Genomic DNA, 13487 nt, shown 5'->3' on the forward strand with positions numbered 1-13487 from the left:
AAGCGAGGCCGTGCCGCGGCGAATGCCGCCGGCAACGCGGCGCTGACCGTCCGGCCGATCGTTCTCATAGGTGCCGGAGACCTCGAAGAGGGCGACGTCGGCGTAACCCTTGTCGGCATTGCGCTGGGCGGCTGACAGCAGGCCCGGCAGCAGCGAGGGGCGCATATCCGACATTTCGGCGGCGATCGGGTTGGCAAGCTTGAGGGCGGGCGAGCCGCCGCCGAACAGCTTTGCCTGGTCTTCCGGAATGAAGGACCAGGTGACGGCTTCGAGCATGCCGCGCGCGGCCAGAGCCCGCTTGGCAAGGCGGGTGCGGATCTGCAGCGTCGTCAGGATCTTGCCGTTGACGGCCGCGTGACTTTCGAGCGGCGCCGGCTTGATATTGTCGACGCCGTGGATGCGCATGACCTCTTCGACGAGATCGGCCTTGCCGTCGACATCGGGACGCCAGGAGGGAACGGCGACGGAGACCCGCTCGCCGGAACCGGAGACCGTGAAGCCAAGGCGCGTCAGAATCGTGTTGCTTTCCGCATTCGAGACGTCGAGGCCCGTCAGGCGCTTGACCTCCGAATAGGGGAAATCGACGATCTTCTGTTCATGACCCTGGTAGCCAACGATCTCGGCCTTGGCGGGTTTGCCGCCGCAAAGTTCCAGCACCAGTTCCGTCGTGCGTTCGAGACCGGGGACCATATATTCCGGATCGACGCCGCGTTCGAAGCGGTAGCGGGCATCGGTGATGATGCCGAGGCTGCGGCCTGATTTGGCGATGTTCATCGGGTCCCAGAGGGCGGATTCGATCAACACGTCGACGGTGTTCTCGTCGCAGCCGGAATGTTCGCCGCCCATGATGCCGCCGATCGATTCGATGCCATCCTCATCGGAGATGACGACGTTGTTCGGCGAGAGCTTGTATTCGCGCTGGTCGAGCGCCAGAACCGTCTCGCCTTCGGCGGCACGGCGGACGGTCAGGTTGCCCTTAATCTTGGCGGCATCGAAGACGTGGATCGGCCGCCCCTGATCGAAGGTCATGTAATTGGTGACATCAACAAGCGCGTTGATCGGGCGCAGGCCGATGGCGATCAGCCGCTGCTGCATCCAGCGCGGGCTCGGGCCGTTCTTGACGCCGCGCACGAGGCGGAGCGCAAAGCCCGGGCAAAGCTTCGGGTCGTCGAGATCGAGCGTCAGCTTCACCGACGTCTCGCCTTCGACAGCGAAGGACGGTGCGGGCCGCGTCTTCAGCGTACCGAGACCGGAAGCGGCGAGGTCACGGGCGATGCCGTGGATGCTGGTGCAATCCGGCCGGTTGGGCGTCAGGTTAATCTCGATGAGGGGATCGTCGAGATGAGCATAGGCGGCATAACTCCGGCCGACCGGCGCATCTTCGGGCAGATCGATGATGCCGTCGTGACTGTCGGAAATCTGCAGCTCCTTTTCGGAGCACATCATGCCATGGCTTTCGACACCGCGGATATTGCCGACAGCGAGCGTCACGTCGATACCGGGAACATAGGTTCCGGGCGCTGCAAAGGCACCGACGAGACCGGCGCGCGCATTCGGGGCGCCGCAGACGACCTGGACCGGCGCGCCGGAACCGGTATCGACCATCAGCACTTTCAGCCGATCGGCCTGGGGATGTTTTTCCGCCGAGACGACCCTGGCGATGACGAAGGGCTTAAATGCCGCCTTGTCGTCGACATCCTCGACCTCCAGTCCGATCTCGGTGAGGCGCGTGCAGATTTCATCGAGGCCGGCATCCGTTTCCAGATGCTCTTTCAGCCAGGAGAGCGTGAATTTCATCGTCCCAATTCTCCGTTCAAGCGCTGAGGCCGCCGAACAGCGTCGGCATGTCGAGCGGGCGGAAGCCGTAATGCGTCATCCAGCGGACGTCGGCGTTGAAGAAGTCGCGCAGATCGGGCATGCCGTATTTCAGCATGGCGATGCGGTCGAGGCCCATGCCCCAGGCAAAACCCTGATATTCGTCCGGATCGAGCCCGCCGTAACGCAGCACGTTCGGATGGACCATGCCGCAGCCGAGGATTTCCATCCAGTCGGTCCCCTCGCCGAACTTGACGATCGGGCCGGAGCGGTCGCACTGGATATCGACCTCGAAAGAGGGCTCGGTGAAGGGGAAGAAGGACGGGCGAAAACGCATCGTCACGCTGTCGACCTCGAAGAAGGTCTTGCAGAATTCTTCCAGCACCCAGCGGAGGTTGGCGACATTGGCCTTCTTGTCGACGACCAGGCCTTCGACCTGATGGAACATCGGCGAATGCGTGGCGTCGCTGTCCTGGCGGTAGGTCTTGCCGGGGATGATGATGCGGATCGGCGGTGTCTGCGCCTCCATGGTGCGCACCTGCACCGGCGAGGTATGGGTGCGCAGGACCTTGCGCTCGCCATTCTCATCCGGGTTGAAGAAGAAGGTGTCGTGCATCTCGCGGGCCGGATGGCCTTCGGGGAAATTCAGCGCGGTGAAATTGTAATAATCGGTCTCGATGTCGGGACCTTCGGCGATCGAGAAGCCCATGTCGGCGAAGATCGCGGTGATCTCGTCGACGATCTGGCTGATCGGATGGATGCGGCCGCGTTCGGCCGGCGAAGAGCGCACCGGCAGGCTGACGTCGACCGTCTCGGCCTTCAGCCGCGCATCGATCGCCGCTTGCCGGAGCGTCGTCTTGCGGGCGGTGAGCGCCTCGGTCACCGCGTTCTTCAGAACGTTGATCGCAGCACCCTTGCTTTGGCGCTCTTCCGGCGTCATGGCGCCGAGCGTCTTCAACAGTTCGGAGACGGAGCCCTTCTTGCCGAGGGCGGAAACGCGCACGGCTTCCAGGGCCGTTTCGTCATCGGCGGCGGCGATTTCGGCGAGCAGCGATGTGTTGAGCTGGTCGATATCTGACATTGTCACTTCTTTCCGTCCAGTATCAGGCGGGCGATCGGGAGGCAGGCGGCGCCGGCCGGCGCCAGGAATATAAAGAAAGAAAAACCCGCGCTAGCCCAAACCAGCGCGGGTTTCCCAAAATCACAAATTCAAAAGCTTGGGAAGCGCTGGTTACTTGACCGCGCCTTCAAACTCGTTCGCCGTGCCGGCTTCCTTGAGGTATTCAAGAGCCTTCTTGGCAGCGCTGACCAGCGCGCCGAATGCTTCCGGCTCGTGGATCGCCATGTCGGAGAGAACCTTGCGGTCGACTTCGATGCCAGCCTTGTTCAGGCCGTCGATGAAGCGGCCGTAGGTCAGGCCGAATTCACGCACGGCGGCGTTGATGCGCTGGATCCAAAGCGCACGGAAGTTGCGCTTGTTGACCTTGCGGTCGCGGTAGGCGTACTGCTTCGAACGATCGACAGCAGCCTTGGCGGTACGGATGGTGTTCTTGCGGCGGCCGTAAAAGCCCTTTGCTGCCTTCAGAACCTTCTTGTGCTTGGCATGAGAGGTGACGCCTCTTTTTACACGTGCCATATCATGATCTCCTTAAATCTAGCGTTCGCGGACGAGTCTCAGAGACCGTTCGGCAGGTAATTCTTGATAACCTTGCGGCCATCTGGTTCTGCGAGAACCATGGTGCCACGTGCATCGCGAATGAACTTGTTGGTACGCTTGATCATGCCATGGCGCTTGCCAGCAGCGGCAGCCTTGACCTTGCCGGTTGCGGTGATCTTGAACCGCTTCTTGGCAGAGGACTTCGTCTTCATCTTGGGCATTTTGCTACTCCTTCTGTCCTCCCTGCGCGCTTTATCAAAAAAGCCCTCCTGCGAAGTCCGGTTCTCCGGCCGTCGCAACAAGGTGCGGGAGCGTTTGTTGTTGATCTGCGGCATCGGCGACGAACCGTTCCGCAAGCATTCGAAACTGCCACGGCATGCCCTGCCGGTCAGTTCGGACGCGCGCTTATAACCGCAGCGTCATGAAAGTGCAACGGGGCGGCGGAGGAATCTTCGCTCACCCGAAAACACAATGGCGCAAAGCAGAATGGCAGAAAGCACAAAAGCCGCCCTTGCGGACGGCCTTGGGCGAAAAACTGCCTGGCGCTTACTTCGGCGCCAGCACCATCATCATCTGGCGGCCTTCGAGCTTGGGTTCGGCTTCGACCTTGGCGAACTCGATCGTATCAGCCTTGACCTGCTGCAGAAGCTTCATGCCGAGTTCCTGGTGGGCCATTTCACGGCCGCGGAACTTCAGCGTCACCTTGACCTTGTCGCCTTCGTCGAAGAAGCGACCCATCGCCTTCATCTTCACCTCATAATCATGGGTGTCGATGTTCGGGCGCATCTTGATTTCTTTGACTTCGACGATCTTCTGCTTCTTGCGCGCCTCGGCAGCCTTCTTCTGGTTAGCATATTTCAGCTTGCCCAGATCGAGGATCTTGCACACCGGCGGTTCGACATTGGGGGAAATTTCGACGAGATCGAGGCCGGCTTCTTCCGCCATTTTCAAGGCCTGGTCGGTAGGCACGACGCCCATATTCTCTCCGTCAGCCCCGATCAGCTGAACTTTGGGAATGCGGATTTCACGGTTCGAGCGCGGTCCGTCCTTCACGGGCGCGTCGGTTTTAAAAGGTCTGCGAATGGTCGTATTCTCCTCGCGTTGTTTCGGAACGTTGCAGCATCGCGCTCCCAATCAGGGGTGCACAAACGTGTCGCGTCATCGCTGCAACGGAGTCAATATCATCCTTTAGCGGAAAAATCACCCGCTGTCAGCCTGCCAAGAATCTGTTTTATAGGCCAAAACAACAGGAGTTTCGCCGATGTCCGATCAGTTGTCCAATGCCCAGCCGCAGTTCCTGACGGTCGGCGAGGGTGAGGCGGCACGTGAGATCGCCATGCTCGTCCGCCCGGCGCAGGCCGGCAATGGCGCACCGGCACTCGTCTGGTTGTCCGGCTACCGCTCCGACATGAGCGGCACCAAGGCGGTGGAACTCGACGGGCTGGCGGCGGAACTTGGCGCCGCCTGCATCCGCCTCGATTATTCCGGCCACGGACTTTCCGGCGGCAGCTTCGGCGACGGCACGATCTCGCGCTGGCTGGAGGAGGCGCTTGCCGTCATCCGCCATGTCGCGCCCGATCGGATAGTCCTCGTCGGCTCGTCGATGGGCGGCTGGATCGCGCTCCGGCTGGCGCAGGAGCTTGCACGGCAGGGCGGCCCAAAGCTCGAAGGCCCAAAACTCGAAGGCATGGTGCTGATCGCGCCCGCACCCGATTTCACCTCGGAGCTGATCGAGCCGAACCTGAAGGCCAAGGAGCGCAAGTCGCTTGCCGAGCGCGGCTATTTCGAAGAGCGCTCGCAATACAGTCCGGAACCGAACATCTATACGCGGGCGCTGATCGAGGATGGCCGCGAGAACCGGGTGCTCGACGGCATCATCGAAACAGGCTGCCCGGTGCATATCCTCCAGGGCATGAAAGACGCTGATGTGCCGCATGCACATGCGATGAAACTGGTCGAACATCTTCCCGCCGACGACGTGGTGCTGACCTTCATTCGCGACGGCGACCATCGCCTTTCCCGCCCCGGCGACATCGCGCTGCTCGTGAGCGCCGTCAAAGGCATCATCCGTTCATCAACAATTAGGCAGATGCCCGCTTGAATGGCATCGGCGGATAAATTCGCCTGATACAGGTCCCCAAGCCGTTGCATTTTAACCATGTCGGCGAGTCGCAAGGTCCTACCAAGAAGTAACGATTGACTCTTTCCGGCCCTCTCCATTAACACTTTGTTAATAAATAAGGGGCGATGCAAGGAAAGAGCGGGCGTGCGGATCAAGGGTATTTTTGTGGCCATGATGGCCGTGTTTGCGATGGCAACGGCCGCCATACCGGCCCCAAGCAGAAATGCTTCAATGGTAACGGGCAATGCCACCTCACAGCCGATCGGCCACTACGATTTCTGTCAGATCCACCGCAATGAATGTGGCGCAAACCGCAACGCAGGCCCGGTCGCCATGAACCCGGGGAAGTGGTCGCTCGTCCGTTTGGTCAACGCCACGGTCAATCGCACCATCACGCCGATGACCGACAAGGAAATCTACGGCAAGGATGAGGTCTGGGCCTATCCGACCACCGCCGGCGACTGTGAGGATTTCGCTCTGCTGAAGCGCCGCATGCTGATCCAGCGCGGCTTTTCGGCGGCCGACCTGCTGATGACCGTCGTGCGCAAGCCGGATGGCGAAGGCCATGCGGTGCTGACGCTGCGCACTGCCGAGGGCGATTTCGTGCTCGACAACCTCGCCTCCGACGTCAAGCCGTGGTTTGCGACGCCCTATTCCTTCGTCAAGCGCCAGTCGAGCTACAATGCCGGCCGCTGGGTCACCATCGAGAACGGCCGCGACGTCCTGGTCGGCGCTCTGCGGTAAGGATTGCAATAGAGAATGTGGAAAAGGTCGGCGATTTGCCGGCCTTTTTGTTTTGTGGGTTTCGGATGCCGCACCGTCTCCCGGCCCTTCGCTTTAGGCTCAGGGCGTTCGTTGCTGCGGATTTACTGGATCGATTGCTCGGGCTATGCCCGACCGCAACTCACCCATTCCCGATCAGGATGCCGGCGCCGAGCACCAGGCTGCCGCCGAGCACCACCTGGAAGGCGGCGCGCAGGAAGGGGGTTTCCATGTAGCGGTTCTGGATGAAGGCGATGGCCCAGAGCTCGAAGAAGACAACGACGGCAGCGGTGATCGTCGCCGTCCAGAAATGCGGGATCAGATAGGGCAGTGCGTGGCCGAGACCGCCGAGCGCCGTCATGATGCCGCAGGCAAGGCCGCGCTTGACCGGCGAGCCTCTGCCGGAGATCTTGCCGTCGTCATGTGCGGCTTCGGTGAAGCCCATCGAAATGCCGGCGCCGACGGAGGCTGAAAGGCCGACGAGGAAGGTCTGCCACGTATCCTGCGTCGCGAAGGCGGCGGCGAAGATCGGCGCCAGCGTCGAGACAGAGCCGTCCATCAGCCCGGCAAGGCCAGGCTGCACATAGGTCAGCACGAATTGCCGGCGCACCGTCTCGTCCTCGTCGTGCTTGACGTCTTCCGGCGTATGTTTGTCGCCCAGCATGCGGGCAATATCTTCATGCCCCTGTTCGGCGAGGGCGAGATCACCGAGAAGCTGGCGCGTCGAGGCGTCCGAGGTCCGCTTTGCCGCCTCGACATAGAAGCGATAGGCCTGCTCCTCCATCGCCTCGGTTTCCCGGCGCATCGCATCCAGCGAAAGGTTTGCCCTGAGCCAGTCCGGCTTGCGCTCGTAGAAGCCCTCCACATGCTCGCGCCGGATCAACGGAATGCGCTCACCGAAACGCTGGCGATGGATCTCGATCAACGACTTGCGATGCGTGTCCTCGACCTCGGCCATGTCCTCGAAGACCTTGGCCGAGGCCGGAAATTCGCGGCGCAGTCTGTCTGCATAGGCAAGATAGATGCGGGCATCGTCTTCCTCGGAGGCGATCCCAAGGGCAAGGATCTCCTGCTCGGACAGCGACTCGAAAGATCGTTTCGAGGATCTGAAAAACCGCGCCAGCATGATCTTCTCCAATTTTTAGAATTATTCTAAATCTAAAGAACACGGCGATGACGGTCAAGTGCGTGAGGCAATTCAAAGTGCTACAGCGCTGACAGATTGCCGCAAGCGGCACGGGCGACTTTGGCTCGCCGCCATAAACACCTATATGGAGGCTGCCGCATCACGCGGCGCCGGGGTTTTGGAATGGACAATGACATTCAGGGCCGCCCTGCTCATATCGCGGCGATCCGCGAAAGGGCGGAGGCCGAGATGCGGGACATGGGCGTCGACGCGGCCTTCATCGACAGGCTGGTCGAGACCTTTTACGGGCGCGTGTTAACGCATCCCGATCTCGGCCCGGTGTTCGACGCCAAGCTGTCCGGCCGCTGGCCGGAGCATATGGCGAAAATGAAGGGCTTCTGGTCGGCTGTCGCCTTCCGCAGCGGCGCCTATGGCGGCAAGCCGGTGCAGGCGCATACTCATGTGGCGAACCTGACGCCGGATCTCTTTCCGAAGTGGCTGTCGCTGTTTGCCGCAACACTCGACGACATCGCCCCGTCGCCGGAGGCCAAGGCCTGGTTCATGGCGACGGCGGAACGGATCGCCAAGAGCCTGGTGCTGTCGCTGTTCTACAATCCGGCTCTCGACGATCCCAAGCGCAAACCCGCCTGATCCAAATTAACGAAATAGCGCAGGCATTCACCTCTAAGTCTTCGCCGCCGAGGCGGTGGCGCCGGCGCTGGCCGCCACCACGAGCGCCGTACCCAGTATCTGCAGCGCAGTCATCGGCTGGGCGAGGATCAGAAAGCCGGCGAGCGCGCCGATCGCCGGTTCGAGGCTCATCAGGATGCCGAACGATGCCGACGGCATGCGCCGCAGCGCCACCATTTCCAGCGCATAGGGCAAGAGCGGCACGAGGATGGCAAGGCCGAGAACCTCGACCAGTCCCTTCAGCGTGAAGGCGCCCCCTGTCTCGGCAAGGCCGAAGGGGGTTGCGACGAGGCCGGCAACGATCAGCGACATCGAGAGGCCTTCCAGACCCTTGAAGGCAGCGCCGACCTTCTTCGTCAATAGGATATAGACCGCCCATCCCACAGCCGAGCCGAGAGCGAAGAGGACGCCCGGGAGATTGCCGACCCAGCCTTCGCCGTCATGGGCGAGGAAGAGAATGCCGGCCGCAGCGATCAACGGCCAGGCGAGCCGCCAGGTCAGGCCATAGCCGAAGACGGCGACCGAGAGCGGCCCGAGGAAATCGATGGCGATCGCCAGGCCGAGCGGCAGCCGCTGGATCGCCGCGAAGAAGCAGAGCGTCATGGCGGCCGTCGTCGTGCCGAGCAGCAATGTCGCCCTCCATTGGGCGCCGCTATAACGCAGCACCGAAGGCCTGACGACGACGGCAAGGATGATCGCCGCGAAAGCAAGCCGCAGCCAGGTGGCGCCGGCAACGCCATAGGTCGCAATGGCTGACGAAGACAGTGCTGCGCCGAACTGGATCGAAGACATTGACATCAGGCACATCACGACACCGGCCGCCAAGCCGCCCGAAGTCGGCGATACGCCCGGCTGCGCAATCAAGGCTGTGCCATCCGTCCCGGTCTCGATATTCTTGATGTCCATGTGGCCCCCGATCCTGGCGCGGTTCTAGGCCGAAGACGGGTGAGAACCAAATTCAAACTTTTCATGCCGGGATCAAGAGCGCTGATGCTGAGGCGCCAAAGATCGGCCAGCAAGGATGACCTCTTCGGCCTCTTCAAAGCTCATGTCGAAGACCTTCCTGCCGATGTCGAAGCTGAAGCCGTTGCGGGCGAAAGCCGAAAGCTCTTTCGCCTTTCGCTTTTCGTCGAGCTCGACCCGGCGGAAGGGGCCGAAGGCGCGTTTGCGGGCAAAAATCGCTGCGGCATAGAGATCGTCAGCCTCCTCAAGTGCCACTTCGACCTTGTCACTGGAGACGCCCTTGGCAGCAAGCTTCTGGGCGATCGCGCGCTTCGATTTACCGCCGCGCACGGCCGAGCGCGTGCTGATCTCCGCATAGGCGCTATCGTCGAGCACCCTGTTGTCATAGGCAAATTTGACGGCGAAATCGGCAACGGCCTTGAGTTGCACCGCGCTGATATCCTCGAATTTCTCCTTCGCCTTGCGGGCAATGGCGTCAAACAGCTGCTTTTCCGTCATCATCCGCCGCTCGAGCCGATAGATGGTGGAGTTGCGCGCCCAGCTTAGCATGCGGGGTGTCGGAACGTCGGATGGAACGGTCTCGTCGGTCATCGGCAGAGATCAGGCTTCCAGTCCCTTGAGGACATTGGCAACGTTGAGGCCGATCTCCGGCACACCGTAGCCGCCCTCCATGCAGGCGAGCACCGGCAGGCCGGCGGCTGATATCATCGCGCCCATGCGGGTGAAATCGTCGGAGGTGAGGCTGAAGAAGGAGATCGGATCGCGCTCGAAAGTGTCGACGCCGAGTGCCACGACGATCGCCTCGGCGCCGAAGGTCTTGATGCGGGTGAGCGCATCGGCAAGGGCCGAAGACCAGACATCCCAAGGCGTGCCCGGGAGCATCGGATAGTTGCGGTTGCTACCTTCGCCCTCCCCCTCGCCTTCCTCGTCGGCATGGCCGAGGAAATAGGGAAAGGCATGCATGGGATCGCCATGCAGCGAGGCGGTGAAGACATCGCCTCTGTGATAGAAAAGATCCTGCGTGCCGTTGCCGTGGTGGAAATCGACATCCAGCACCGCGACTTTCCTCGCACCATGGTCGAGCAGCCGCTGCGCGGCGACACCTGAATTGTTGATGAAGCAATAACCGCCGAAGAGATCGATGCCGGCATGGTGGCCGGGCGGGCGGCAGAGCGCGAAGGCGAAACGATTGCCGGCATTCAGCCAATCGGCGCCTGTGATCGCGCAGCGCATGGAGGCGATCGCCGCCTCGTAGGAGCCCTTGGTGATCGAGGTATCGGCGGCATTGGCGTAATGGCCGATCGCGCCGACGATATTGTTGGGTACACGCTGGCTGGTACGGCGAACGGCGAAGGAATTGGCGATCGCCTCGCCGGTGAAACCGGCCGCCACCCAGCGGTCCCAGACGGTGGCAAGAAAATCCAGATAGGCGGGATCATGCACCTCTAGCGCCGTTTCCAATCCATGCGCATCAGGCGCCACCACGTCGGTAAAGCCCACCTCCTTGACCGCCGCCAGGATCCATTCGGCGCGAAACGGCGCCTCGAAGGGCGTCACCAGTTGGCCGGCGTGCAGCTCGGTCCTGGCATCGCGCAGCTTGTGGTCTTCGGAATAGATGACGCGCATTTCAGATCCTGCCCTTGATTGACGATGGAGATTTACACGGCTCGGCCGCGACAAAAAAGTGGCGCGCCGTCTTGAACGTCCAGGCGGATGACGCCACCTTCGCCGGTGTTTTGAGAACGAGGAAATTTTCCGCATGAAAGTGCTGATGGTCGATGTCGACGGCGTGCTCATTCATGGTCGCCCCACCGACGGCCTGCCTCACTTCACCTATCTGGAACGCGACCTCGGCCTGCGTGTCGACCTGCTGCAGCAGGAATTCTTTCAGACGCACTGGCGCGATATCATCATCGGCCGCGAGGCGCTGGAGCCGAGGCTCGCCGGCGTTCTGGCAAAGATTGCGTCCCACCTCAGCGCCGAAACACTGATCGACTACTGGTTCGAAAACGATTCCCGTCTCGACCGCAATCTGCTCGAAGAACTCGCTGCTCTCAGGCAAAGCGGCATCACTCTCTTGCTGGCGACCAACCAGGAGCATAGGCGGGCACGCTACCTGATGGAGCAGATCGGCCTTAGCGCACATTTCGACGACATCATCTATTCCGCAGCACTCGGACACAACAAGCCTTCTCCCGATTTCTTCCGGCTGGCGACCGAGCGGGCCGGCGTGCTGCCCGGCGACATCGCCTTCATCGACGATATGGCCGAAAACATCGAAGCGGCGCGACAGTTCGGCTGGAATGCGGTGCAATGGACGGCGGGCACGACGCTTGGCGGCGCGCTTCCGGTCTTCGCCAGGCCGGCATGAGCGGGGCCGGCGCAATCAGGTAAGCCGCTTGTAGAACAGGGTGGTGGCGCAGAAGCCGCCTTCCGGCCACAGCGCGTAATTGGGGATGACACCGACACGCTGCCAGCCCAGGCGCGGATAGATCGCCTCGGCATCGCTGCCGGTTGCCGTGTCGAGCACGAGCAGGGTCTTGCCGCGGCTTGCCGCCTCACGCTCGGCGGCATCCATCAGCAGCCGGGCGAGCCCCTTGCCGCGGGCGGAGCGATGCACCAGCAGCTTCTTCAGGTCGCCGCGATGCGGCTGGTTCGGCATCTGTGCGGCGCCCACCTGGACGGTGCCGACGATCCTGCCGTCGAGTTCGGCAACCAGCAGCAGATTGCCGCCGGTGGCAACGGCATCGGCGACATCACGCCAATAGGGCTCGGCATCTTCAGGCCCATAGGGCTGCATGAAGCCGACGGAGGCGCCGCCCGCCACGCAATCGACAAGCACTTGCGAAAGGGCCGGAATGGCGGCGCGGGCCTCCTCGGCGGAAAGGGTACGAATAGCAGGCATGCTGTTCTCCTGAAATGAATACTGTTATCGGCCGCCGCGATCGAGCACGACGCAATAGCGTGCGGGCGCGTTGCCGGGATTGTGGAAGACGTGACCCTCGCCGACCGGCATGAAGAGGCAATCGCCCGGCCGCAGCCGGTAGACGATCTCAGCCGCCGTCATCTCCAGTTCGCCGTCGAACAGCCAGATATGCTGCGTCATGCCATGGGCGCTCGCATGCGGGGGGAAGCTGACGCGGGCGCCGGCCGGGAATTCAACCTCGACGATATCGACATCGGAGGCGGTGCCCGGGGGTGAAACAGACCGTCTGATATAACCGGTCTCCGGATCGCGCCAGACCTGCTGTTCCTGCCTCCGGGCGAGCGGCGAGGCCTGCCCCTCTTCCGCAAAGAAGGCCGACAGCGACAGGCCGAGCGCGGCGCAGATCCTTGCCAGCAGCGAGGCGGTCGGGCTCGCCTCCGCCCGCTCAATACGCGAGATCATCGCCCGGCTGACGCCGGAGGCCGCAGCAAGATCATCGAGCGTCAGAGCCTTTTCCTGCCGCAGCGTGCGGATGCGGATGCCGATCGCCTGTTCGAGTTCCGGTTCCATTTTCCAGCCCCGTTATTCCACTATAAGAGAAATACATTATCTGATGATGGAATCAAGTGTCTACGAAAAGCGGCCAAAACGCGGCTTGCTTTCGCCGCTGCGCCGTCCATATATGGCGGCGTAATCCGAGGAGAGAGTGATGGACGGCAGCATGCAGAGCACGGAAACGACGGAAAGCTTCACGGCTGCCGCCTGGGACAGGATCGCGCCGATCATGGCTGAAATCGAGGCGTTGCCGCTGCTGCAGCGCCTTTCGGACGGCACGCTGCCGCCCGAGGTTTTCCGGCACTACATCCTGCAGGATGCGCTCTACCTCAAGCATTATGCGCGATGCCTGGCGATCGTTGCGGCCAAGGCGCCCGACAATGCGCAGGTCCTGCGTTTTCTCGGTTCGGCGCAGAAGGCGATCACCGTCGAACAGGGCCTGCATGCCGGCTTCCTCACCCAGTTCGGCATCACCTCCGCCGATGTTACATCAGCCGAGCCCTCGCCTGCCGGCTTTGCCTATACGAACTTCCTGCTTGCCACCGCCTATCACAGCTCCTACGCGGTGGCGCTGTCCGCCATCCTTCCCTGCTTCTGGATCTACTGGCATGTCGGCGAAGCGATCAAGAACCGGCCTGTTATCGAGGGCAATGCCTTCCAGGCCTGGATCAACACCTATGGCGATCCGCAATTTGCCGCCGGTGCCCGCGAAGTGATCGCGCTGACCGACATTGCCGCCCGCGCCGCATCGCCGGTGGAACGGGCGCAAATGACCGATGTCTTCGTGCGCGCCTCGCAATATGAATGGATGTTCTGGGATTCGGCCTGGCGGCTGGAGACGTGGCCGGTCTGATAGGCGCCGACACAGGAC

Annotated in this window: 16 protein-coding genes; 5 read left to right on the top strand and 11 right to left on the bottom strand. The window is 62.0% G+C overall.

What is annotated here, in order from left to right; genetic code table 11:
• The 5 genes from pheT to infC form a co-directional block, all read right to left on the bottom strand.
• The coding region (gene pheT, locus MOV76_RS25915) for a phenylalanine--tRNA ligase subunit beta (protein WP_247265587.1) at nucleotides 1–1797 on the bottom strand (1797 nt) is incomplete at its 3' end.
• Between the two features lie 16 nt (nucleotides 1798–1813).
• Nucleotides 1814–2896 (bottom strand): phenylalanine--tRNA ligase subunit alpha, encoded by a 1083-nt coding sequence (pheS, locus tag MOV76_RS25920; RefSeq protein ID WP_024322278.1) that lies wholly within the window; start codon nucleotides 2894–2896, stop codon nucleotides 1814–1816.
• A 150-nt stretch (nucleotides 2897–3046) separates the two neighbouring features.
• Nucleotides 3047–3451 (bottom strand): 50S ribosomal protein L20, encoded by a 405-nt coding sequence (gene rplT / locus MOV76_RS25925; RefSeq protein WP_003544622.1) that lies wholly within the window; start codon nucleotides 3449–3451, stop codon nucleotides 3047–3049.
• A gap of 38 nt (nucleotides 3452–3489) precedes the next feature.
• Nucleotides 3490–3693: a 50S ribosomal protein L35 gene (gene rpmI / locus MOV76_RS25930; protein ID WP_003570998.1), complete on the bottom strand. Its 204-nt coding sequence runs from the start codon at nucleotides 3691–3693 to the stop codon at nucleotides 3490–3492.
• 325 nt (nucleotides 3694–4018) lie between these two features.
• Nucleotides 4019–4555: a translation initiation factor IF-3 gene (gene infC / locus MOV76_RS25935; RefSeq protein WP_081525788.1), complete on the bottom strand. Its 537-nt coding sequence runs from the start codon at nucleotides 4553–4555 to the stop codon at nucleotides 4019–4021.
• Nucleotides 4556–4733: 178 nt separating this feature from the next.
• Here infC and MOV76_RS25940 point away from each other — a divergent pair, with 178 nt between their 5' ends.
• Together MOV76_RS25940 and MOV76_RS25945 are read left to right on the top strand one after the other, a co-directional pair.
• Nucleotides 4734–5573 (top strand): carboxylesterase, encoded by an 840-nt coding sequence (locus MOV76_RS25940; protein WP_247265588.1) that lies wholly within the window; start codon nucleotides 4734–4736, stop codon nucleotides 5571–5573.
• 165 nt (nucleotides 5574–5738) lie between these two features.
• Nucleotides 5739–6338 (top strand): transglutaminase-like cysteine peptidase, encoded by a 600-nt coding sequence (locus MOV76_RS25945; RefSeq protein WP_018244382.1) that lies wholly within the window; start codon nucleotides 5739–5741, stop codon nucleotides 6336–6338.
• 160 nt (nucleotides 6339–6498) lie between these two features.
• Here MOV76_RS25945 and mbfA read toward each other — a convergent pair whose 3' ends face one another.
• Nucleotides 6499–7482 (bottom strand): iron exporter MbfA, encoded by a 984-nt coding sequence (gene mbfA, locus MOV76_RS25950; protein ID WP_018244381.1) that lies wholly within the window; start codon nucleotides 7480–7482, stop codon nucleotides 6499–6501.
• 183 nt (nucleotides 7483–7665) lie between these two features.
• Between mbfA and MOV76_RS25955 the strand changes: the two genes are divergently transcribed.
• Nucleotides 7666–8133, top strand: coding sequence for a group III truncated hemoglobin (locus MOV76_RS25955; protein ID WP_247265589.1), 468 nt, complete (start codon nucleotides 7666–7668; stop codon nucleotides 8131–8133).
• 33 nt (nucleotides 8134–8166) lie between these two features.
• Here the strand turns inward: MOV76_RS25955 and MOV76_RS25960 are convergent, their stop codons facing one another.
• The 3 genes from MOV76_RS25960 to MOV76_RS25970 all read right to left on the bottom strand — a co-directional run bounded on the left by MOV76_RS25960 (nucleotide 8167) and on the right by MOV76_RS25970 (nucleotide 10761).
• On the bottom strand, nucleotides 8167–9078 hold the full coding sequence (locus MOV76_RS25960; RefSeq protein ID WP_247265590.1) for a DMT family transporter: 912 nt from the start codon (nucleotides 9076–9078) through the stop codon (nucleotides 8167–8169).
• 72 nt (nucleotides 9079–9150) lie between these two features.
• Complete coding sequence (gene recX, locus MOV76_RS25965) at nucleotides 9151–9726, bottom strand: recombination regulator RecX (protein ID WP_247265591.1); 576 nt, start codon at nucleotides 9724–9726, stop codon at nucleotides 9151–9153.
• Between the two features lie 9 nt (nucleotides 9727–9735).
• A complete protein-coding gene (locus MOV76_RS25970) occupies nucleotides 9736–10761 on the bottom strand; it encodes a histone deacetylase family protein (RefSeq protein ID WP_131647417.1) in 1026 nt (341 codons plus the stop codon).
• Nucleotides 10762–10894: 133 nt separating this feature from the next.
• Between MOV76_RS25970 and MOV76_RS25975 the strand changes: the two genes are divergently transcribed.
• Nucleotides 10895–11506 carry an HAD-IA family hydrolase gene (locus MOV76_RS25975; RefSeq protein ID WP_247265592.1) on the top strand — a complete coding sequence of 204 codons (612 nt, stop codon included), beginning with the start codon at nucleotides 10895–10897 and terminating at the stop codon, nucleotides 11504–11506.
• Nucleotides 11507–11521: 15 nt separating this feature from the next.
• On the opposite strand, the gene MOV76_RS25980 is transcribed toward MOV76_RS25975, so the two are convergent.
• Both MOV76_RS25980 and MOV76_RS25985 read right to left on the bottom strand, forming a co-directional pair.
• Entirely contained in the window at nucleotides 11522–12040 is a 519-nt protein-coding gene (locus tag MOV76_RS25980; RefSeq protein ID WP_028731776.1) for a GNAT family N-acetyltransferase, read from the bottom strand.
• Between the two features lie 24 nt (nucleotides 12041–12064).
• The gene (locus MOV76_RS25985; protein ID WP_018447940.1) at nucleotides 12065–12631 is read right to left on the bottom strand and encodes an XRE family transcriptional regulator; all 567 of its coding nucleotides are present in this window, start codon (nucleotides 12629–12631) and stop codon (nucleotides 12065–12067) included.
• 139 nt (nucleotides 12632–12770) lie between these two features.
• On the opposite strand from MOV76_RS25985, the gene tenA reads away from it, so the two are divergent.
• Nucleotides 12771–13469 (top strand): thiaminase II, encoded by a 699-nt coding sequence (tenA, locus tag MOV76_RS25990; RefSeq protein ID WP_018447941.1) that lies wholly within the window; start codon nucleotides 12771–12773, stop codon nucleotides 13467–13469.
• The last annotated feature ends 18 nt before the right edge of the window (nucleotides 13470–13487 follow it).

Source organism: Rhizobium sp. PRIMUS64 (assembly GCF_023006465.1).
GTDB classification, from domain to species: Bacteria; Pseudomonadota; Alphaproteobacteria; order Rhizobiales; family Rhizobiaceae; genus Rhizobium; species Rhizobium leguminosarum.

Coding starts and splice junctions, on each gene's coding strand:
- pheS (WP_024322278.1), bottom strand. CDS start 2,896: ATGTCAGATATCGACCAGCTCAACACATCGCTGCTCGCCGAAATCGCC.
- rplT (WP_003544622.1), bottom strand. CDS start 3,451: ATGGCACGTGTAAAAAGAGGCGTCACCTCTCATGCCAAGCACAAGAAG.
- rpmI (WP_003570998.1), bottom strand. CDS start 3,693: ATGCCCAAGATGAAGACGAAGTCCTCTGCCAAGAAGCGGTTCAAGATC.
- MOV76_RS25940 (WP_247265588.1), top strand. CDS start 4,734: ATGTCCGATCAGTTGTCCAATGCCCAGCCGCAGTTCCTGACGGTCGGC.
- mbfA (WP_018244381.1), bottom strand. CDS start 7,482: ATGCTGGCGCGGTTTTTCAGATCCTCGAAACGATCTTTCGAGTCGCTG.
- MOV76_RS25955 (WP_247265589.1), top strand. CDS start 7,666: ATGGACAATGACATTCAGGGCCGCCCTGCTCATATCGCGGCGATCCGC.
- MOV76_RS25960 (WP_247265590.1), bottom strand. CDS start 9,078: ATGGACATCAAGAATATCGAGACCGGGACGGATGGCACAGCCTTGATT.
- recX (WP_247265591.1), bottom strand. CDS start 9,726: ATGACCGACGAGACCGTTCCATCCGACGTTCCGACACCCCGCATGCTA.
- MOV76_RS25970 (WP_131647417.1), bottom strand. CDS start 10,761: ATGCGCGTCATCTATTCCGAAGACCACAAGCTGCGCGATGCCAGGACC.
- MOV76_RS25975 (WP_247265592.1), top strand. CDS start 10,895: ATGAAAGTGCTGATGGTCGATGTCGACGGCGTGCTCATTCATGGTCGC.
- MOV76_RS25980 (WP_028731776.1), bottom strand. CDS start 12,040: ATGCCTGCTATTCGTACCCTTTCCGCCGAGGAGGCCCGCGCCGCCATT.
- MOV76_RS25985 (WP_018447940.1), bottom strand. CDS start 12,631: ATGGAACCGGAACTCGAACAGGCGATCGGCATCCGCATCCGCACGCTG.
- tenA (WP_018447941.1), top strand. CDS start 12,771: ATGGACGGCAGCATGCAGAGCACGGAAACGACGGAAAGCTTCACGGCT.